This window comes from Sphingomonas glacialis (genome assembly GCF_006439055.1).
Lineage (GTDB): Bacteria > Pseudomonadota > Alphaproteobacteria > Sphingomonadales > Sphingomonadaceae > Sphingomonas > Sphingomonas glacialis_A.
Genome location: NZ_RCZC01000011.1, coordinates 38986 through 57965 on the forward strand (window position 1 = coordinate 38986; position 18980 = coordinate 57965).

An 18980-nucleotide genomic window follows, 5' to 3' on the forward strand; every position below is an offset into this window, starting at 1 on the left:
GATGATGATGAGCATGCGGCGGCGGGACGTGCTGCGCGGCGCGGGCGTCGGATTGGCGGCGAGCTGGCTCCCGGCATGGGCCGCGCCGGTTTCGCCGGGGTTGCCGACGCTGAGCGGCACCGACATCACGCTGCGCGTCGCCCACACCATGCTGCGGGTGGGCGGGCGCAACACGCATGCGATCGGCATCAACGGCACCGTGCCGGGCCCGCTGCTGCGGCTGCGCGAGGGGCAGGACGTGCGCCTCACCGTCATCAACGATCTGCCCGACGAGGATACGTCGATCCACTGGCACGGGCTGCTGGTGCCGTTCCAGATGGACGGCGTGCCCGGCGTGAGCTTTCCAGGCATCAAGGCGGGGTCGCGCTTCACCTATCACTTCCCGCTGCGGCAGTCCGGCACATATTGGTATCACAGCCATTCCGGTCTGCAGGAGCAGATCGGCCATTACGGCCCGATCGTGGTCGATCCCGCGGGTGCCGATCCGATCGGCTATGATCGCGAGCATGTCATCGTCCTGTCGGACCACAGCGCGCTGCATCCGCATGCGATCTTCCAGAAGCTCAAGCAGCAGGGCGGCTATTTCAACTATCAGAAGCAGACGCTCGCCGGGCTGCTCGCTGGCCACGACCAGACAGCGGCCGACCGGCGCACCTGGGGCGGCATGCGCATGGACCCGACCGATATTTCGGACGTGACCGGATCGACCTACACTTTCCTCGTCAACGGCCACGGCCCGCTCGAGCCCTGGACCGCGTTGTTCCGCCCCGGCGAGCGCGTGCGGCTGCGCTTCATCAACGCGTCGGCGATGACGATCTTCAACGTGCGCATCCCCGGCATGACGCTGAGCGTGGTCGCCGCGGACGGTGTGCCGGTGCGCCCGGTCGCGGTCGAGGAGATCCAGATCGCCAATGCCGAGACCTATGACGTGATCGTCACCCCCGCCGACGACCGCGCCTACGGTATCGTCGCCGAGGCGATCGACCGGTCGGGCATGGCGTTCGCGACGCTCGCCCCGCGCGCCGGAATGGTCGCCATCGCCCCGCCGCTGCGCAAGCGTCCGATCGCGACGATGAAGGACATGGGCATGGATATGTCCGCTATGGACCCCGAGACGATGGACATGTCGTCGATGCACATGGGCATGCGTGACCCCCGCAACGCGCCTAGCTTGCCGCTCGGCCCGGGCGTGCAGACGATCTCGCCGATGCCGGCCGACCGCACCGGCGAGCCGGGGCAGGGCCTTGGCGACGCCGGGCACAAGGTGCTGGTCTACAAGGATCTCGCCGCGCTCGAGCCCAATCCCGATCACCGCCCGCCCGAACGCGCGCTGCAGATCCACCTCACCGGCAATATGGAGCGCTATATGTGGGCGTTCGACGGCAAGAAATTGTCCGAGGTCGGCGAGCCGATTCCGTTCCGCGCGGGCGAGCGGGTCCGCATCACGCTGATCAACGACACGATGATGAACCATCCGATCCATCTGCACGGCCATTTCTTCGAACTGGTGACGGGGCACGGCGATCACGCGCCGCGCAAGCACACCGTCAATGTCCAGCCCGGCGGCACCGTCACCTTCGACCTCACCGCCGACGCGATCGGCGACTGGGCGTTCCACTGCCACATGCTCTATCACATGCACGCGGGCATGATGCGCGTCGTCAGCGTGCGGCCGGAGGTGGCGGCATGAGCGTGCGGATCATCGCGCTCGCCGCGCTGCTGTGCGCCGGTTCGGCGCAGGCGCAGATGATGCCGGGCATGGACATGTCGGGGCACCAGCATACCCCCGCGCCCGCGCCCGCGCCTGCGTCTCCCGCGTCCCCTGCATCGCCTGCCGCTGACGAAACCGCCGATCTGCCGCTGTCCGATAGCCCGCGGCCGGCACCGCCACCACCGGCGGATCATGCCGCCGATGCCGTCTGGGGCCCCGACGCGATGATGCCGTCGCGGATGATGCTGCAGCATGAACATGGCGGCATGCGGCTCCACCAGATCGTCTTCAACCTTGCCGAAGCGCAGATCCGCAAAGGCCGCGATGGCTTCCGCTGGGACGGCGAGGGCTGGTGGGGCGGCGATATCAACCGCCTCGTCGTCAAGAGCGAGGGCGAGGGCAGCTTCGGCCGCGCGGTGGAGTCGGCCGAAGTGCAGGCGCTCTATTCGCGCGCGATCGGCCCGTATTTCGACCTGCAGGGCGGCGTGCGGCAGGATCTCGGCGCGGGGCCGCGCCGCACCTATGCGACGGTCGGTATCGAGGGGCTGGCGCCCTATCAGTTCGAGACCGAGGTCCGCGCCTTCCTGTCCAGTCGCGGCGACGTGCTGGCGCGCGCGGAAGCCTGGTACGACCAACGCATCACGCAGCGTCTTGTGCTGCAACCGCGCGCCGAACTGAACTTTTCGGCGCGAACGGTGGCGTCCCAGCAGCTCGGCAGCGGCCTGACCGACGCCGAACTGGGGCTGCGGGTGCGCTACGAAGTGCAGCGCGAGTTTGCGCCCTATGTCGGTGTCTCCTGGGACAAAAAGGCGGGCGGCACGGCCCGTTACGCGCGCGCCCGGGGCGAGTCCGCGGACGGCCCGGCGCTGGTGCTGGGGGTGCGCGCCTGGTTCTAGGCGCATCGGGGCGGGCTCGGAATATCCTGCTGCACGAACCTGCTTCGCGGTCTGTCCGTGCCGGGGTGACCCCCAAGAAAGACGTATTCTTCGCGCGATCGCCGCTTAGTCTGGCGGCGAGCCCGACGGGCGCTTTCGTGTTGGAGACCATCGTGATGCGCAAACTGACCGCCCTGATAACGACCGCCGTGCTCGCGAGCGTCGCGACCGCCCCGCTGTCCGCCCATGCCGTCTGGTTCGCGCAGCGCGCCAAGCAGACCGCGCTGATCTACGGCGTCGGCGCCGACGATCTCGATACGGTCAAGCGCTTCAACCAGATCGAGAAAATGACCGGCTACGACGCCAATTACCAGCCGATCAAGGCGACGCCGCGCATTGCCGGCCCGATCGTGGTGGTCGATACCGAGCAGCAGCCGACGCTCCTTTCGACCGTCTTCTTCAACGGCATTTGGTCGCGCGTCGGTACCGGCGAGTTCGAAAAGAAGGGTCGCGACGAAATGCCCGAGGCGACCCTGTCCGAGAAGAACTACAAATATTCGGTCGGCATCCTGGGGCCGCTTGATAAGCCGATTCCCGCGCTGCCTGATCAGGTGCTGCAGATCGTGCCGGTCGGCGCGATCCCGCAACAGCATGGCCAGAAGGCGACCTATCGCGTGCTGTTCATGGGCAAGCCCATCGCCGGCGCGACGGTCAGGAACGATCTGGTCAACGATCCCGACCAGACCCCCGTTCGCACCGATGCGCAGGGGCTGGTGACGATGGAGGTCCGCAATCAGGGCCTCAACGTGCTGGAGGCGGTGTTCAACGGCCCGACCGACAATCCCAAGCGATACGATCATATCGAAAACAGCGCGACACTCAGCTTCGTGTTGCCGCATCTGCCCGAATGACCGCTGACCTCGAACCACGGAGACCATGAGCATGAAGATCCTGCTTCCCGGCGCACTGTCCATTGCCGCGCTTCTCGCCACCGGTCCCGCCATCGCGCACGGGCTTACCAAGCCGCAGCATGGCGGCATCGTCGCGATGAGCGGCGAGACGCTGTTCGAACTGGTCGCCAAGCCCGGCTCGACGCAGCTCTATGTCATCGACGACGACGAGCCCGTCACCGCGACCGCGATGACCGCCAAGCTGACCGTCAACGTCGCCGGCCAGACGCGCAACATTGATCTGAAGCCGGCGGCGGGCAACCGGTTCGACGGCCCCGCGCTGGGGGTGAAACCCGGTGCCAAGGTCGGCGTGATGGTGGTCGACAAGACCAGCCAGGCGCATCTCGGCGGCACCTTCATCATCAAATGATCGGGTGCGGTCGGGCGGTGCCTGGCCGCAGGGATCGGGGGCGTTCGATGCGACCGACATTCAAGGCCTGCGCGATCGCCGTCACGGTGATCCTCGCGACCGCGCTCCTGGCGGACGCCGCCTGGGCGCACGGGGTCGCCGAGAGCGACAAGGCCTATATCAAAGCCCATCCGGGGATGCACATCATCCCGTACATCTATCTCGGCGCCAAGCACATGGTGACGGGCTACGACCATCTGTTGTTTCTGTTCGGGGTGATCTTCTTTCTGTACCGGCTCAAGGACGTCGGCAAATATGTCACCTTGTTCGCGGTCGGCCACAGCACCACGCTCTTGCTCGGCGTGCTTGCCAACATCCACGCAAATCCGTTCATCGTCGATGCGATCATCGGCTTTTCGGTGGTGTACAAGGCGTTCGACAATCTCGGCGCGTTCAAGACGGTGCTGGGGTTCGAGCCGAACCAGAAGGCGGCGGTGCTGATCTTCGGCTTCTTTCACGGCTTCGGCCTTGCCACCAAGCTCCAGGATCTGACGCTGTCGCGCGACGGGCTGTTCGCCAATCTCGTCAGCTTCAACGTCGGTGTCGAGATGGGGCAGTTCCTGGCGCTCAGCCTGATCCTCATCGTGATGACGTTCTGGCGGCGCAGCCGCAGTTTCACCCGAAGCGTCGTCGTCGCCAACACCCTGCTGATGACCGCCGGCATCGTGCTGGTCGGCTATCAGCTCGCCGGCTTCGCCATGGAGAAAGCAGCGTGACCCCTACCGCTCTTCCGTACCGCGCCGATGGCGCGACGCTCGCCCGCGCCTCGGCCGCCGCGCTGATCGCGGGGGCCGCGATTCTGACGCTGTTCGTGCTGCCCGCCGAATTCGGCATCGATCCGACCGGGGTCGGCAAGGCGATCGGCCTTACCGCACTGAGCGGCGGCGGCGATGCCGATGATGCCCCCGAGGCAGCGCCACCCGTGGCTGCGACCGCGACTGCGTTCAAGGTGCCCGAGCAGACGCGCGACAGCATCATCCGCGCGACGCCGTTCCGCAGCGACGAACGCACGCTGACGCTCGCGCCGCATTCCGGCGCCGAGATCAAGGCCGAGATGCGCACCGGCGATTCCTACAATTTCACCTGGAAATCGACCGGCCCGATCAAGATGGACATGCACGGCGAAGCCTCGCTCACCGCGTCCGACTTTACGACCTATTGGAAGCAGAAGGGGCTGACCGCGGCGCAGGGCACTTTCACCGCGCCGTTCAACGGCATCCACGGCTGGTACTGGCGAAACCAGACCGACAGTCCGGTGACGATCACGCTGCACACCAGCGGTTTCTACGCAAAGCTGATCCAGCCGCCGGTCGAATAATTTCGTGGCGGCGTGCCGCCATTTCCCATGAACGCCGCGCGCCGGCATCCCGCCGCGCCAAAGGACGAGACATCCGATGACCTCCCTGACGTCGCAGACGCCGAGCTTCACCCCGAAATATATCAGCTTCGATTGCTACGGCACGCTGATCCGCTTCCACATGGCCGAAATGGCGCGCGCGTTCTTCGCCGACCGTATTCCTGCCGAATCGATGGACCGGATGTGCCACCTGTTCTCCTGCTATCGCCTCGACGAGGCGCTCGGCCCGTGGCAGCCGTATCGTGAGCTGCTGCGCAGTGCCGTGGCGCGCACCGCCAAGGCGTTCGGGGTGGAGTATCGCGAGGCCGACGGGGATGCTTTGTATGACGCGGTGCCGACCTGGGGGCCGCATGTCGATGTGCCGGGCGGCCTCGCCAAGATCGGCGACAAGATTCCGCTCGTCATCCTGTCGAACGCGATGAACGATCAGATCCCGCACAATGTCGCTATGCTCGGCGCGCCGTTCCACGCGGTCTACACCGCCGAGAGCGCGCAGGCGTACAAGCCGCGCATGCAGGCGTTTGAATATATGTTCGACATGCTCGGTTGCGGGCCGGAGGTGATGATGCATGTCTCGTCGAGCTTCCGGTATGATCAGAACACCGCGAGCGATCTTGGCTTTGGCTGCCGCGTGTTCGTCGGGCGCGGGCACGAGCCGTCGAATGCGTTTTATCGCGATATCGAAATCCCGCATATCGGGTGCCTGCCGGGCGTCGTCGGGCTCTAGGCTGCCAGCGTGATGAGGATGAAGGAATGACCGTGCTCGCCGAACTCGACAGACCAACGCACGATACGCGGCTGACCCTGGCCACGCTGCCAACGCCGGCGCTGCTGCTCGACGTCACGAAGATGGACCGCAACATCGCGCGGCTCGCCGGGCTGCTTGCGGCGCATGGCGTTACGCCGCGCCCGCATCTCAAGACCACCAAGACGATCGGTTCGGCGCGTCGGCTGTATCCGGACGCGCCCGGCCCGATTACCGTCTCGACCCTGGCCGAGGCGGAATATTTCGCGCGGGAGGGTGGCTTCACCGATATCACCTATGCGGTCGGGCTCGACCCCAGCAAGGCGGCGCGCGCGATCCGGCTCGTTGCCGAGGGCGTCGATCTCAAGGTGACGCTGGACACGGTCGCGCAAGCCCAAGCGCTCGGCGCGGCGGGCACCGGACCGGCGGCGTTCATCGAGATCGATTGCGACGGCCATCGTGGTGGGCTGACGCCGGACGATCCCGCGCTGATCGCGGTCGCGCAGGCGTTGCGCGACGCGGGCGTGCCGCTGGCGGGGGTGCTCACCCATGCGGGCGAGTCGTACGCGCTGAACGATCCCGATGCGCTGGCGGCAGCTGCCGAAGGCGAACGCGCCGCCGCCGTCGCGGCGGCCGAAGCGTTGCGCGCCGCCGGGTTCGATTGCCCGATCGTCAGTGTCGGCTCGACCCCGACCGCGCATTTCGCGCGTAATCTCGATGGCGTTACCGAGGTGCGGGCCGGTGTCTATACGGTCTTCGATCTGGTGATGCACGGCATCGGCGTCTGCCGCATTGAGGATATCGCGGTGTCGGTGCTTGCGACCGTGATCGGCACCAAACCCGAAAAGGGCTGGATTCTGGTCGATGCCGGCTGGATGGCGATGTCGCGTGATCGCGGCACCGGCGGCCAGGCGGTCGATCAGGGGTATGGCATAGTGTGCGATCTGGCGGGCACGCCCTATCCCGACCTGATCGTCGAACAGGCGAGCCAGGAACACGGCATTCTCGCGGTGCGCGCGGGAAGCGCGGCGGCGCTTCCCGATCTGCCGATCGGGTCGCGGGTTCGCATCCTGCCCAACCACGCATGCGCCACCGGCGCGCAGCATGAGGCGTATCAGGTGATCGAAGGCGACGATCCGACGATCGTCGCGCAGTGGCAACGGATGCGCGGGTGGTGACGATGAACGAGAGCCTGTTGCCGCAGCCCGTGGTGGTGCCGGACGCACCGCCACCGGCGGGCCATTACAGCGCGGGCATGTGCCATGGCGGCCTCGTGTATGTCTCGGGGCAGCTCGGGGCGCTGGCGGACGGCACGCATACCGCCGACCAGCCGTTCGAGGCCCAGGCACGGGCCGCGCTGGACAATGTGCTGCGCGTGCTCGCCGCCTCCGGCTGCGGACCCGAGCACGTCATCAAGCTGACCGCCTATATCGTCGGGGTCGACAATTGGCCCAAGTTCAACGGCGTCTATGCGAGCGTGATGGGCACGGCGAAGCCTGCCCGCGCGGTGGTGCCGGTGCCCGAACTGCATTACGGCTATCTCGTCGAGATCGAGGCCATCGCGGCTCAGCCGACACGCTGAGCCGCCCGTATCTGCTTCGCGCAGGCCTCAGAGTGAGCCGACCTTCACCTTCGATCCGTCGGTCAGTCGCGCCAGTTTGAAGTGGGTGGGGTCGACGCTCGGCGTATCCCCGGTGATGAGCTGCGCGGCCAGATACCCGATCCCAGGCCCCACGCCGAAGCCGTGGCCCGAACATCCCGCTGCGAGAAACACGCCGTCGATCGTCCCCGTGGCCGAGATCACCGGCACGGCATCGGGCGTGCAATCGACGAACGCGCCCCAGGCATGGTCGATCTCCAGCCCGGCCAATTGCGGGAACGCGGCTGTCACATTCGCCATGATGTTGCGCACCATCTTGGCGGAGGGTTTGGGATCGAGCACGCGGTTTTGTTCGAACAGGCGATCGTTGTCGGTCAGCAGCGCGGACAGCGATTCGGGGCCGGAGAAAAACGAGGCGCCGACCCCCATCTGCACCGCCTTCAGCCGCTGGATGAACTGCGGCATGAATTCGCGGGCATAGCGTATCCCCTGCGGCGTCAACTCCAGCGTGGCGCGGCCGCTGATCGCGAGCGTGTAGCTGCCGTCGAGCCGTCGCGTCATCGCGAAATCCGACGAATAGAGCACCTCGCCGACGTTGACCGTTGGCTTGGTGCGTAGCGCGGTCTGGCGCACCGCCGCCTGCGGAAAGCTCACGCCGTGGGGCCGCAGGAAGCGCGATGCCCAGGCGCCGGCGGCACACAGCACGGCATCGGTGCGGATATAGCCCTGCTCGGTGTGGACGCCGACGATACGGCCGTTCGAAGTCTCCAGCCGGCGCGCGGCGCAGCCCTGGTGGATCGTCGCCCCATGTTGGCGGGCGCCGAACGCCAGGCCCGGCGCGGCGAGGGCCGGCTCGGCTTTGCCGTCGTCGATCGAATGGATCCCGCCAATCCAGGTGCGGCGCGTTGCCGGGATGCGATCGGTGGCCTCGGCGGCGTTCAGCATGCGCGTGTTGACGCCGAACTCGCGCGCAACCGGCAGCCACGATTCCCAGCCGGCGAGAACCGCGGGATCGTCGGTCGTATAGACCAGCCCGCTGCGCCGGAAACCCAGATCGCGGCCGATCTCGGCGGCGAGCTGATCCCACAGGTTCATCGCCAGCACCGACAGCGGCATCTCGCGTGGGTCGCGGTTCTGCTGGCGGCACCAGCCCCAGTTGCGGCTCGACTGCTCGCAGCCGACATAGCCCTTTTCGAGCAAGGCCACCGAAAGGCCGCGCTTGGCCAGATAGTAAGCGGCCGCCGAGCCGACGATGCCGCCGCCGATGACGACCACGTCGACGGCTTCGGGCAGGCGATCGTCGCTGGGGATACGGTCTGCGACTGGGGACATGGCAGCAACTTTCTCGGGTCGAAGGGTCGGCGCTGATAGGTGGAGGTTGGTATTCGCAGGTTTGCCACGAAAGATTGCGCTGAACTGCGCCCTACTTGAAGCATGCGACGGCGGGAAATCGGAACGTCGCGGAATCTCCTGTCCGGCGGCAGCATCTACCGTCGCTTCGTCGCCGCTACGCGTCTTCGGCTTGCGCCCGCGTGATCTTCGAGGGCGAATGCCGCGCGCAATCGACGATGATCGGCGGGTCGGCGCTGCCGCGCCATCCCGCCCTAGAGGAAATCCAACCGTGAACACCATGACCGATTGCCCGACCTTCATCGATCTGCGGGCGCTTGCCGGGGCGGGCGCCGCGCTCGACGGCACAGACCCGTTCGACGCGGTGCGCCCGGTGGCGGTTAGCGCTGGCGAATGCGAGGTGTTTTTCATCGATCTGCCCGCCGGACACGGCACCGCCACCGAGGCGCGCGGCGACACCTGGCTGTTCGCGCTGTCGGGCGCGGTCGTGTTCGAAAGCATGGGCGCGGATCTCACGCTGGCGGAAGGCGAAAGCTGCGGCGCACCGCGCGGCACCAGCTTCGGCTGGCGGACCGACGCGCCGGCGACCCTGCTCGCCATGCGCTACCCTGGCGGCAATGCCGGCATGGCGCCGGGCATCGTCGCGATCCCCAACGATGCGCCGCTTTCGCCCTCCAATCCGCCCGCGCTCGACGTGCTGCTGAGCGACGTGCCGGCGTGCCGGTCGAACAATCTGTTCGTGTCGGCGGATGCGGTGTTCAAGTGCGGGATCTGGGATTCGACCCCCTATCAGCGCGTGCCGATCTTCTTCCACCATAGTGAGCTGATGCACCTGCTCGAAGGCAGCGTAAGCTTCGTCGACAAGGCCGGTCGCGCCGCGACGTTCCACAAGGGCGATACCTTCATCATCGAGCAGGGCGCCGAATGCAGTTGGGACAGCCAGGTGAAGGTCGCCAAGATCTACGCGTACTACAAGCCGGCAGCCTGACCGGCGGGGTGGGGCGGCGGGCGCCGCCCCGGATCGCTACAGCTCGGCAAGCTCGCGGTGGCAGGCGATCAGCCGGTCGTCCGCCACCAGCGATGCGGGGCGCACCAAGTCGCAGGTGCCCGGCATCGCCAGCGCGCAGCGGCTGAAGAAGCGGCAGCCATCGGCCGTGGCACCAGCCTGGCCGGGCACCGGCGCGAACGGATCCATCGTCGTCTCCAGCCAGCCGGCTTTCAGATGCGGCACCGACGCCATCAGCAGCCGCGAATAGGGATGGTGCGGCCCCGATCCCAGCGCCCGCGCATCGGCGAGTTCCATCTGACACCCGCCGTAGAGCACCATCACATCGTCGGCGATGGCGCGCACCCGCTCGATATCGTGGGTGATGAACATATAGGCGACGCCGAGCTCGCGCCGCAGATCGACCAACAGGTCGAGCACCGCCTCTGCGACGACCGGATCGAGCGCCGAGGTCACTTCGTCGCACAGCAGCAGATCGGGCCGCGCGGCGAGCGCGCGGGCGAGGTTGACGCGCTGCTTCTGGCCACCGGACAATTCGCCCGGTAACCGATCGGCGATCGCGGCGGGGAGCCGCACCAGATCGAATAGCCGCGCCACTTCCGCCGCGCGCGTGCGTCCGCGAAGCCCGTGGAAGAAGGTGAGCGGACGCCCGACCGTCTGCCCGACGCGCATCGCCGGATTGAGCGCGGTGTCGGCATTCTGGAAGACGAGCTGAACGCGGCGCAGATCCTCGCGGCTGCGATCCGCGATGCGCGATGCGAGCGGAACGCCGTTCAGATTGACATAGCCTTGCGCGGCCGAGTGCAGTCCGGCGACGACGCGCGCGAGCGTGCTCTTCCCGCTGCCCGATTCACCGATCACGCCAAGCGTGCGGCCGCGTCGGATGGTCAGGCTGACCTTGTCGAGAATACACGCCTTGGGCCGTCCGTTGGCATCCAGACCGCCATAGCCGGCAACGATATCGCGCAGTTCGAGCAGCGGCGCCTCACCGGGTGCTGGCGGGGGCATGGCGATCGGTTCGGCCGGAACGCGCGGCGCGGCGGCGCCGACCAGCGCGCGGCTGTAGGCGTGCGCGGGCGCGTGCAGGATCTGGTCCGCTTTGCCCTGTTCCTGCACGGTGCCGCCGCGCAGCACACAGATCCGGTCGGCGATCTGCGCGACCACGGCGAGGTCGTGACTGACATAGACGGCGGTCGTGCCGAGATCGCGCACCACCGTCTTGAACGCCTTCAGCACCTCGATCTGGGTGGTGACGTCGAGCGCGGTGGTCGGTTCGTCGAAGATCACCAGCGCCGGATCGGTGATGAGCGCCATCGCCGCCATCAGACGCTGGAGCTGTCCACCCGAGACCTGGTGCGGATAGCGATCGCCCACCGTATCGGGGTCGGGCAGGGCGAGCGCGCGGAACAGTCCGCGCGCCTTGGTCTCGGCGGCGGCGCGGTCCATCAGACCGTGGACCAGCGCCGGCTCGATCACCTGGCGCATGATCGTCAGCATCGGGTTGAACGCCGCTGCGGCACTTTGCGCGACATAGGCGACGACGCGGCCGCGCAGGGTGCGCAAGGCCGCCTCGTCCATGCGATCGATGCGGTGCCCGGCGACCTCGATCTCGCCGCCGGTGATCCGGCACCCGGGCCGGGCGTAGCCGAGCAGCGCCAGCGCGATGGTCGTCTTGCCGGACCCGGACTCGCCGATCAGCGCGAGCACTTCGCCGGCCTCTACGCAAAGGTCGATATCGCGGACGATCGATGTTACGCCGCCGTCCTTACAGGCGGCGATCTGCAGGCCGGACAGGCGCACCAGAGCGGTCATCGTGTCGCCTTTCGTCCGCCGGTGAGCGTGTCGATCGTGAGGTTCAGCCCGACCGTCAGCGACGCCAGCGCGAGGGCCGGAAACAGCACCGCCGGCGCGCCGAAGCCGAGACCCGCGATATTCTCGCGCACCAGCGCGCCGAGATCGGCATAGGGCGGCTGCACGCCGAGCCCGAGAAAGCTCAGCCCGCTGAGCAGCAGCGCGACGAACACGAAGCGCAGCCCGAAATCGGCGGCGAGCGGCCCGATCAGATTCGGCAGGATCTCGCGCAGCACGATATAGCTGAGCCCTTCGCCGCGCGACCGCGCGACCGTGATGAAATCGAGCGCGGCGACGTTGAGCGCCAGCGCGCGCGCGGTGCGGAACGCGCCCGGCGTGTACACCACCGCCAGCGTGCCGATCAGCACCGGGATCGACGCGCCGAGCGAGGTGATGACGACCAGCCCGAACATCAGGCTGGGGATCGCGATCACGATATCGAACAGGCGGCTCAGCACCATGTCGAGCCAGCTGCCGCTCGCCGCCGCCAAGCCGAAGAAGATGCCGACCGACGCCGCGATCATCGTCGCGACGAACGAGATGAAGACGGTGTAGCGCGTCGCCGTCAGCACGCGGCTGAGCACATCGCGACCGAGATAATCGGTCCCGAGCGGGAAGGCGGCGCTGCTCGGGCTGAACACGTCGAGATCGACCACCGCGCCGATCGAGTGCGGCGCCAGCAACGGCCCGACCAGCGCCGACAGCAAAGCGGCACCGACGAGGGTCGCGCCGACCGCGAGCGCGATGCGGGGGCGCCTCATTGGTGGCGCAACCGCGGATTGGCGAGGATCGCCACGATGTCGGCGGTCGTCACGAGGACCAGATAGGAAGCACTGAAAATCATGGCGACGGTCTGCACCAAGGGCATGTCCCGCGTCGCGACCGCATCCACCATGAGGCGGGCGACGCCGGGATAGTTGAAGATCACCTCGATCACGATCACGCCGCCGAGCAGCGCCGACAGGCTGAGCGCGACGGCGTTGGCGATCGGGCCGATCGCGTTCGGCAGCGCGTGGCCGAGCACCAGGCGGCGCGGCGGGACGCCTTTCAGCCGTGCCGCCTCGACGTAACTGCTGGTCAGCGCATCGCACACCGCGGCACGCGTCATGCGGATCATCTGCGCGACCGTCACGCAGGCGAGGCTCATCACCGGCAGCGCGAACACGCGCAGTAGCTCATAGATCGAATCGACGTCGCGCAGCGAGGAGAGGGCCGGCAACCAGTGGAGCGTCACCGCAAAGATCAGGACCGCGACGGTCGCGATGAGGAATTCGGGGACCGAGACGATGCCGATGGTGGCGATACCGACGACGCGGTCGAACGTGCCGCCGCGCTTCACCGCGGCGAGGATACCGAGGGTGAGCGCGACCGGCACCGACACCAGCGCCGTCAATCCGGCGAGGAGCAGCGAATTGGCGAGACGCGGGGCGATCATCCCGCCGATCGGTCGCCCGGTTACCAGCGAGGTGCCGGGATCGCCGTGCAGCAGGCCGATCAGCCAGCCGAGATAGCGTTGTGGGGCCGGCTGATCGAGATGCATGCTCGCGCGCAGACCGGCCAGCGCCTCGGGCGTCGCGCTCTGCCCCAGGATCGCCTCGGCCGCGTCGCCGCCCATCAGCAGCGATACCGCGAAAACGGCGAGCGAGACGAGGAACAGGGTGAACACCGCCGAAGCGATGCGGCCCGCGATCAGGCGCGTCACCCAGAGCGAGGCGGTCATGCGCCGTCCAGCCAGACGTGCGACGCGAAGCGATAGCCCATCAGCCCCGCGCCCGGCATCGGCCGCAGGCCGCGGACCTTGGGGCCATACGCGTCGAGCGAACTGACGAACAACGGAATGCCGATGCCCGAATGATCGTGGACCATCTGCTGCATCTCGCCGTAGATCTGGCGCCGGCGGCTTTCGTCGGTGTCGCCACGCGCGAGCAGCAGGAGCCGATCGAACCGCGCGTCCTTCCACCCGGATTCGTTCCACGGCGCGGTGGACGAGAAGAACTGCGTGAAGATGATGTCGGGGGTCGGCCGGGCGTTGACGTTGCCGAAGCCGACCGGGACTTTCATCCAGCTCGATGTCCAATAGCCGTCGGCGGGTACGCGGCGAATGTCGAACTTTATCCCGGCGTGGCGCGCGGCATCCTGCATCACCACCGCGATGTCGTCGGACTTGTTGGCGGCGGTCGAGGTGACGATCGGGATCGTCGCCCCTGCCAGACCGGCTTTGCGGAACAGGAAGCCGGCGCGCTCCGGATCGAACGGACGTTTGGGCACCGTGGGATTGAAGTACGGGCTCGAGGGGGGAATCGGCTGGTCGTTGGCGATCTTGGCATAGCCGCGGAAGATCGCGTCGCGCATGGTTTCGCGGTTCATCAGCAGCTTCATCGCCGTGACGAAATCCGGGTGGCGGCCATGACCTTGATCGACCCGGATGACGAGATCGGTATAGCCGCCCGAGGGGCTTTCGAGCACGCCGAAGCCGGCGCGCTTCAACTGATTGATGATCCGCGGATTGATCTCGTTGATGAGATCGATATCGCCCGACATCAACGCGTTCACGCGCGCGCTGTCGTCCGCGATCGAAAAGATCTCGACCTCGCCGAGATGCGCGTGGGTGCCCCAATAGTCGTCGTTGCGGACGCCGACGGAGCGGATGCCCGGATCGAATTCGCGGCAGCGGAACGGCCCGGTGCCGTTCGCCAGGCGGAAGTCGGTGGTGTCTGCCCGGACGATCAGAAAGTGCGGAATGGCGAGGATGATCGGCAGATCGGCATTGGGCCCGCTGAGCGTGATCCGCACCTGATCGGTGCCGATCGCACGGACCTCGGTCATCTGCTGCGCGAACACACGGGCCTTGGAGCCGACCGCCGGGTCGAGGTGTCGCCTCAGCGAATAGACGACATCGCGTGCGGTCAGCGCCGTGCCGTCATGGAAGCGCACGCCGGGGCGCAGCTTGATCGTCCATTCGCGCGCGTCCCGCGTCTCGATCGCCTCGGCGAGCGCCATTTGCGGGCGCGAATGCTCGTCGATGACGGTCAGGCCGTCGTAGAACATCGCGCCGCGGCAATAATCGGTCGCGATGCCCTGCTTCGCCGGATCGAGCGTATCCGCCGTCGAGCTGGTCGCCGTCGCCACGCGCAGTCGGCCGCCCTTGATCGGCGTGCGCGCGACGGGCAGGCCGCATCCGGCCAGACCGGCACTCAATACGCCGGCACCCGCCACGCGCAGCAGCCCGCGGCGATCGATGCCGTGCGCCATCCCGTCCGGTGCGACCCCGTGCGGTGCGAGCGTGCCAATCATGCGCGTTTGCGTTCCATGTCACGACAATGACAGCCTGGAACGAAATTTTCGCGTCTATCGACGCGGCTGCGCGGCGGATGCTGCGGATTCGCGAAGCCAATGCCGCATTCCGTGCGAAGGCGCGCTGCGGTATCGCGGGCTGGATGATCTGCAATGCCGGGCAAGCGACCGGACCGTGCGGGGCGGCAGGATATTGCGGATCGCGTGGAAATTCCGAAGGATTGCAATCGCTCTTCAGCCGCGCGCGGCAGCGAATGCTTTGCCGCATCGGATAGAAAATGGAGCATCGCGCGGTGCACCTTCGCTGTGCCGCAGGGAGATTGATCGATGGCTACCCTGCCGGATAACCGGCTCCAGTTGCGGGCGATGACGGCCGAGGACATCGCCGCCGTCCAGGCGCTTTCGAAGGCCGAGCAATGGCCGCACCGCCAGCAGGATCTTGCCGGCATGCTAGAGCTCGGCACCGGCACCGTCGCCGTAATGGGAGGCGAGATCGTCGCCTCGGCGATGTGGTGGCCCTGCGGTGAGCGATACGCGACGCTGGGCTCCGTGATCGTCGCGCGGACGTGTCGCGGCGCGGGGCTGGGGCGGATCATCACCGAAACCGTGCTCGACCAGATCGGCGATCGCAACGTCCTGCTGAACGCAACCGACGAAGGTCTGCCGCTCTATCGCAAGCTCGGCTTCAACGGTGTTGCCGAAATCCTCCAGCATCAGGGCGCCGCGTTTCAGGTGCCGCTGTTGCCGCTCGACGCGGGCGAGCGCATCCGCCCGCTTGGCGTGGCGGACGAACAGCGGGTCACCGAACTGGTCGAACAGGCGACCGGCCTCGAACGCGATGCGGTGATGGAGGCGGTGTTCGGCAAGGGACTCGGCATCGTGCTGGACCATGATGGCGCGATCACTGGCGTCGCCGTGTTTCGCCGCTTCGGGCGGGGCTATGTGATCGGGCCGGTGGTCGCGCCGGACTTGCACCGCGCGAAGGCCTTGATCGCGCAGTGGCTCGGCGCGCGCAGCGGAGAATTCACCCGCCTCGATATCCCCGGCGATGTGGGGCTGGGCGATTGGCTCGAAAACCTCGGCCTCGTCCGCGTGGGCCGTGTCGTGACGATGGTGCGCGGCACCGCGCCGGTCGGGCATGGCAGCAGCCGATCGTTCGCGATCGTCAGTCAGTCGCTCGGCTGATGGCGGGTATCCCAGACCTGACGGACAGCACGCTGTTCGTCGAGCGCGCGCTGATCGGCGGCGTGCTGCGTTCGGCCACCGATGGCGAGGTGATCGAGGTTTTCGACCCCGCGACCGGCGCGGTCGTCGGCACGGTGCCCGCCTGCGGCGCGGCGGAAACCGAGGAGGCGATCGCCGCCGCCGCGGCCGCCTTCCCCGCCTGGCGCAACCGTACCGCCGACGATCGGGCGGTGCTGCTCGAGCGCTGGCATGATCTCGTGCTCGCCGCGACCGCCGATCTCGGCCGCATCATGACCGCCGAACAAGGCAAGCCGATCGCCGAGGCCGAGGGCGAGGTGCGCTATGCCGCCTCGTTCATCAAATGGTTCGCCGGCGAAGGGCGTCGCGTCTCCGGCCACGACATGCCGGCACCGACGCGCGACCGGCGCGTGCTGGCGCTGAAGGAGCCGGTCGGCGTGTGCGGGATCATCACGCCGTGGAATTTCCCGGCAGCGATGATCACCCGCAAGATCGCGCCTGCGCTCGCGGCGGGTTGCACCGTCGTCATCAAGCCGTCCGACCTCACACCGTTCACCGCGCTCGCGCTCGGCGTGTTGGCGGAGCGGGCGGGGGTGCCGGCGGGGGTCATCAACATCGTCACCGGCCCGCCCGAAGGCATTGGCGGCGCGCTGACCGCGAGCCCGGTCGTGCGGAAACTGTCGTTCACCGGATCGACCCGGATCGGCGCGCTGCTGATGCGCCAATCGGCGGACACGCTGAAGCGCCTCAGCCTCGAACTGGGCGGGAACGCGCCGTTCATCGTGTTCGACGATGCCGATCTCGACGCGGCGGTGGCAGGGGCGATGGCGAGCAAGTTCCGCAACGCCGGGCAGACCTGCGTCTGCGCCAACCGCATCTTCGTGCAGGATGGCATCCACGATCGTTTCGTCGCGCGTCTGGCTGAGGCGGTGCGCGGCTTGCGGGTCGGCGACGGGCGCGCGGCAGGCACCACGATCGGGCCGCTCATCAACACGGCGGCGGTGGAAAAGGTCGCTGCCCATGTCGCGGATGCGCTCGCCCACGGTGCCGCGGTGGCGGGCTCGGCCAATCCGTTTGCGGGTGCCGGCTTCGCGACGCCGGTCTTGTTGACCGATGCGACGATGGACATGCGGCTCGCGCAGGAAGAGACGTTCGGCCCGGTCGCGCCGATCTTCCGCTTCGAGCGCGAGGAGGATGCGGTCGCGCTCGCCAATGCGACGCCGTTCGGCCTTGCGAGCTACTTCTACACCAACGATCTCCACCGCGCCTGGCGCGTGGGCGAGGCGCTCGAATTCGGGATGGTCGGGCTCAACACCGGCGCGATCGCGATGGAGATGGCGCCGTTCGGCGGCGTCAAGCTCTCCGGCCTCGGCCGCGAAGGCGGACGTGAGGGGATCGAGGAATATCTCGAGACGAAGGCCTTTCATTGGGCCGGATTGAAGGGTTTTGCATGACCGCGCCGCGCACCTACAAGATCGCCGTCATTCCCGGCGACGGCATCGGCAAGGAAGTGATGCCCGAGGGCGTTCGCGCGCTCGAGGCGGCTGGCAAGGCCTATGGCTTCACGGTCGAGCAGCAATGGCACGATTTCGCCTGCTGTGACTATTACGCGCAGCATGGCCGCATGATGCCCGAGGATTGGAAGGCGCGGATCGGCGATGTCGATGCGATCTTCTTCGGCGCGGTCGGCTGGCCCGACATCGTCCCCGATCACATCTCCTTGTGGGAATCGCTGATCCAGTTCCGCCGCGAATATGATCTCTACGTCAATCTGCGTCCGGCGCGCCTGATGCCCGGCGTTCCCTCGCCGCTGGCGGGCCGCAAGGCCGGCGATATCGACATGATGATCGTGCGCGAGAATACCGAGGGCGAATATTCGGCGATCGGCGGCATTTCCTTCCCCGGCAGCGATCGCGAGATCGTGCTGCAGGAAACCGTGATGACCCGCCACGGCACCGACCGCATCCTGCGCTATGCGTTCGACCTCGCTCAGAAGCGGCCCAAGCGGCACCTCACGTCGGCGACCAAGTCGAACGGCATCACCATCACGATGCCGTGGTGGGACGGGCGCGTCGAGGAGATGGCGCGGCACTATCCCGAAATCCGCACCGACAAATATCATATCGACATTCTGACCGCGCAATTCGTGATGAACCCCGATCGGTTCGACGTGGTGGTCGCCTCCAATCTGTTCGGCGATATCCTGTCCGATCTCGGCCCGGCCTGCACCGGCACGATCGGCATCGCGCCGTGCGGCAACATCAACCCCGATCGCTCGGTGCCGTCGCTGTTCGAGCCCGTTCACGGCTCCGCGCCCGACATCGCCGGGCAGGGCATCGCCAATCCGGTCGGCCAGATCTGGTCGGCGGCGATGATGCTGGACCATCTCGGCGAGGCGGAGGCCGCCGCCGGCATCGTGCGCGCGATCGAGGCGGTCCTCGCGGAACCGGCCGCGCGCACGCGCGATCTCGCCGGGGCCGCCAGCACCGAGAAGTGCGGCCGCGCGATCACCGCGGCGATCGGCTGACGCGCCCCGGTTTTCATGGTGTCGGGCGTACGGCAGATTATGCCGCGTGCCCGCCAACTTTGGCAGGCTGGCCTGCTGCTCATCGGCGAATCGGCGTTACCC

The 18980-nt window shown here is 67.4% G+C and carries 18 protein-coding genes; 13 read left to right on the top strand and 5 right to left on the bottom strand.

Annotated features, from left to right (window positions below):
* Position 1 precedes the first annotated feature (1 nt).
* The 9 genes from EAH76_RS22260 (at position 2) to EAH76_RS22300 (ending at position 7629) form a co-directional block, all read left to right on the top strand.
* Positions 2 to 1690, top strand: coding sequence for a copper resistance system multicopper oxidase (locus tag EAH76_RS22260; RefSeq protein ID WP_170208059.1), 1689 nt, complete (start codon positions 2 to 4; stop codon positions 1688 to 1690).
* Positions 1687 to 2607, top strand: coding sequence for a copper resistance protein B (locus tag EAH76_RS22265; protein ID WP_140852459.1), 921 nt, complete (start codon positions 1687 to 1689; stop codon positions 2605 to 2607). Before EAH76_RS22260 ends, EAH76_RS22265 begins: the two co-directional genes overlap by 4 nt.
* A gap of 155 nt (positions 2608 to 2762) precedes the next feature.
* Positions 2763 to 3497, top strand: a complete 735-nt coding sequence (locus EAH76_RS22270) for a DUF4198 domain-containing protein (protein ID WP_140852530.1) — start codon at positions 2763 to 2765, stop codon at positions 3495 to 3497.
* Positions 3498 to 3528: 31 nt separating this feature from the next.
* The gene (locus tag EAH76_RS22275; protein ID WP_140852460.1) at positions 3529 to 3906 is read left to right on the top strand and encodes a hypothetical protein; all 378 of its coding nucleotides are present in this window, start codon (positions 3529 to 3531) and stop codon (positions 3904 to 3906) included.
* Positions 3907 to 3953: 47 nt separating this feature from the next.
* Positions 3954 to 4661, top strand: coding sequence for a HupE/UreJ family protein (locus EAH76_RS22280; RefSeq protein ID WP_140852461.1), 708 nt, complete (start codon positions 3954 to 3956; stop codon positions 4659 to 4661).
* Positions 4658 to 5263 (top strand): hypothetical protein, encoded by a 606-nt coding sequence (locus EAH76_RS22285; protein ID WP_140852462.1) that lies wholly within the window; start codon positions 4658 to 4660, stop codon positions 5261 to 5263. The genes EAH76_RS22280 and EAH76_RS22285 overlap by 4 nt, the downstream gene beginning before the upstream one ends.
* 76 nt (positions 5264 to 5339) lie before the next feature.
* Positions 5340 to 6029 (top strand): haloacid dehalogenase type II, encoded by a 690-nt coding sequence (locus EAH76_RS22290; RefSeq protein ID WP_140852463.1) that lies wholly within the window; start codon positions 5340 to 5342, stop codon positions 6027 to 6029.
* Positions 6030 to 6055: 26 nt separating this feature from the next.
* Entirely contained in the window at positions 6056 to 7225 is a 1170-nt protein-coding gene (locus tag EAH76_RS22295) for an alanine racemase (RefSeq protein ID WP_140852464.1), read from the top strand.
* Entirely contained in the window at positions 7201 to 7629 is a 429-nt protein-coding gene (locus tag EAH76_RS22300) for a RidA family protein (RefSeq protein WP_347233119.1), read from the top strand. Before EAH76_RS22295 ends, EAH76_RS22300 begins: the two co-directional genes overlap by 25 nt.
* Positions 7630 to 7656: 27 nt before the next feature.
* Here EAH76_RS22300 and EAH76_RS22305 read toward each other — a convergent pair whose 3' ends face one another.
* Positions 7657 to 8979 (bottom strand): NAD(P)/FAD-dependent oxidoreductase, encoded by a 1323-nt coding sequence (locus tag EAH76_RS22305; RefSeq protein ID WP_140852465.1) that lies wholly within the window; start codon positions 8977 to 8979, stop codon positions 7657 to 7659.
* 298 nt (positions 8980 to 9277) lie between these two features.
* On the opposite strand from EAH76_RS22305, the gene EAH76_RS22310 reads away from it, so the two are divergent.
* On the top strand, positions 9278 to 9985 hold the full coding sequence (locus tag EAH76_RS22310) for a cupin domain-containing protein (RefSeq protein WP_241659853.1): 708 nt from the start codon (positions 9278 to 9280) through the stop codon (positions 9983 to 9985).
* A gap of 36 nt (positions 9986 to 10021) precedes the next feature.
* Here EAH76_RS22310 and EAH76_RS22315 read toward each other — a convergent pair whose 3' ends face one another.
* Genes EAH76_RS22315 through EAH76_RS22330 form a run of 4 tightly spaced genes read right to left on the bottom strand, consistent with a single transcriptional unit; the run spans position 10022 to position 15148 of the window.
* A complete protein-coding gene (locus EAH76_RS22315; protein ID WP_140852467.1) occupies positions 10022 to 11815 on the bottom strand; it encodes an ABC transporter ATP-binding protein in 1794 nt (597 codons plus the stop codon).
* Positions 11812 to 12615, bottom strand: coding sequence for an ABC transporter permease (locus EAH76_RS22320; protein ID WP_140852468.1), 804 nt, complete (start codon positions 12613 to 12615; stop codon positions 11812 to 11814). Before EAH76_RS22320 ends, EAH76_RS22315 begins: the two co-directional genes overlap by 4 nt.
* Positions 12612 to 13574, bottom strand: a complete 963-nt coding sequence (locus EAH76_RS22325; RefSeq protein WP_140852469.1) for an ABC transporter permease — start codon at positions 13572 to 13574, stop codon at positions 12612 to 12614. Before EAH76_RS22325 ends, EAH76_RS22320 begins: the two co-directional genes overlap by 4 nt.
* Positions 13571 to 15148 (bottom strand): ABC transporter substrate-binding protein, encoded by a 1578-nt coding sequence (locus tag EAH76_RS22330; RefSeq protein WP_241659845.1) that lies wholly within the window; start codon positions 15146 to 15148, stop codon positions 13571 to 13573. Before EAH76_RS22330 ends, EAH76_RS22325 begins: the two co-directional genes overlap by 4 nt.
* 327 nt (positions 15149 to 15475) lie before the next feature.
* Here EAH76_RS22330 and EAH76_RS22335 point away from each other — a divergent pair, with 327 nt between their 5' ends.
* Genes EAH76_RS22335 through EAH76_RS22345 form a run of 3 tightly spaced genes read left to right on the top strand, consistent with a single transcriptional unit; the run spans position 15476 to position 18878 of the window.
* Positions 15476 to 16333: a GNAT family N-acetyltransferase gene (locus tag EAH76_RS22335; protein WP_140852470.1), complete on the top strand. Its 858-nt coding sequence runs from the start codon at positions 15476 to 15478 to the stop codon at positions 16331 to 16333.
* Positions 16333 to 17805: an NAD-dependent succinate-semialdehyde dehydrogenase gene (locus EAH76_RS22340; RefSeq protein WP_140852471.1), complete on the top strand. Its 1473-nt coding sequence runs from the start codon at positions 16333 to 16335 to the stop codon at positions 17803 to 17805. Before EAH76_RS22335 ends, EAH76_RS22340 begins: the two co-directional genes overlap by 1 nt.
* Positions 17802 to 18878, top strand: a complete 1077-nt coding sequence (locus EAH76_RS22345) for a tartrate dehydrogenase (protein WP_140852472.1) — start codon at positions 17802 to 17804, stop codon at positions 18876 to 18878. The genes EAH76_RS22340 and EAH76_RS22345 overlap by 4 nt, the downstream gene beginning before the upstream one ends.
* The last annotated feature ends 102 nt before the right edge of the window (positions 18879 to 18980 follow it).

What these genes read in the sequence shown, in the direction of transcription:
- EAH76_RS22325 (WP_140852469.1), bottom strand. Translation starts at nt 13,574, where the DNA reads ATGACCGCCTCGCTCTGGGTGACGCGCCTGATCGCGGGCCGCATCGCT.
- EAH76_RS22270 (WP_140852530.1), top strand. Translation starts at nt 2,763, where the DNA reads ATGCGCAAACTGACCGCCCTGATAACGACCGCCGTGCTCGCGAGCGTC.
- EAH76_RS22320 (WP_140852468.1), bottom strand. Translation starts at nt 12,615, where the DNA reads ATGAGGCGCCCCCGCATCGCGCTCGCGGTCGGCGCGACCCTCGTCGGT.
- EAH76_RS22290 (WP_140852463.1), top strand. Translation starts at nt 5,340, where the DNA reads ATGACCTCCCTGACGTCGCAGACGCCGAGCTTCACCCCGAAATATATC.
- EAH76_RS22265 (WP_140852459.1), top strand. Translation starts at nt 1,687, where the DNA reads ATGAGCGTGCGGATCATCGCGCTCGCCGCGCTGCTGTGCGCCGGTTCG.
- EAH76_RS22280 (WP_140852461.1), top strand. Translation starts at nt 3,954, where the DNA reads ATGCGACCGACATTCAAGGCCTGCGCGATCGCCGTCACGGTGATCCTC.
- EAH76_RS22330 (WP_241659845.1), bottom strand. Translation starts at nt 15,148, where the DNA reads ATGATTGGCACGCTCGCACCGCACGGGGTCGCACCGGACGGGATGGCG.
- EAH76_RS22295 (WP_140852464.1), top strand. Translation starts at nt 6,056, where the DNA reads ATGACCGTGCTCGCCGAACTCGACAGACCAACGCACGATACGCGGCTG.
- EAH76_RS22315 (WP_140852467.1), bottom strand. Translation starts at nt 11,815, where the DNA reads ATGACCGCTCTGGTGCGCCTGTCCGGCCTGCAGATCGCCGCCTGTAAG.
- EAH76_RS22335 (WP_140852470.1), top strand. Translation starts at nt 15,476, where the DNA reads ATGGCTACCCTGCCGGATAACCGGCTCCAGTTGCGGGCGATGACGGCC.
- EAH76_RS22345 (WP_140852472.1), top strand. Translation starts at nt 17,802, where the DNA reads ATGACCGCGCCGCGCACCTACAAGATCGCCGTCATTCCCGGCGACGGC.
- EAH76_RS22305 (WP_140852465.1), bottom strand. Translation starts at nt 8,979, where the DNA reads ATGTCCCCAGTCGCAGACCGTATCCCCAGCGACGATCGCCTGCCCGAA.
- EAH76_RS22310 (WP_241659853.1), top strand. Translation starts at nt 9,278, where the DNA reads ATGACCGATTGCCCGACCTTCATCGATCTGCGGGCGCTTGCCGGGGCG.
- EAH76_RS22275 (WP_140852460.1), top strand. Translation starts at nt 3,529, where the DNA reads ATGAAGATCCTGCTTCCCGGCGCACTGTCCATTGCCGCGCTTCTCGCC.
- EAH76_RS22260 (WP_170208059.1), top strand. Translation starts at nt 2, where the DNA reads ATGATGATGAGCATGCGGCGGCGGGACGTGCTGCGCGGCGCGGGCGTC.
- EAH76_RS22340 (WP_140852471.1), top strand. Translation starts at nt 16,333, where the DNA reads ATGGCGGGTATCCCAGACCTGACGGACAGCACGCTGTTCGTCGAGCGC.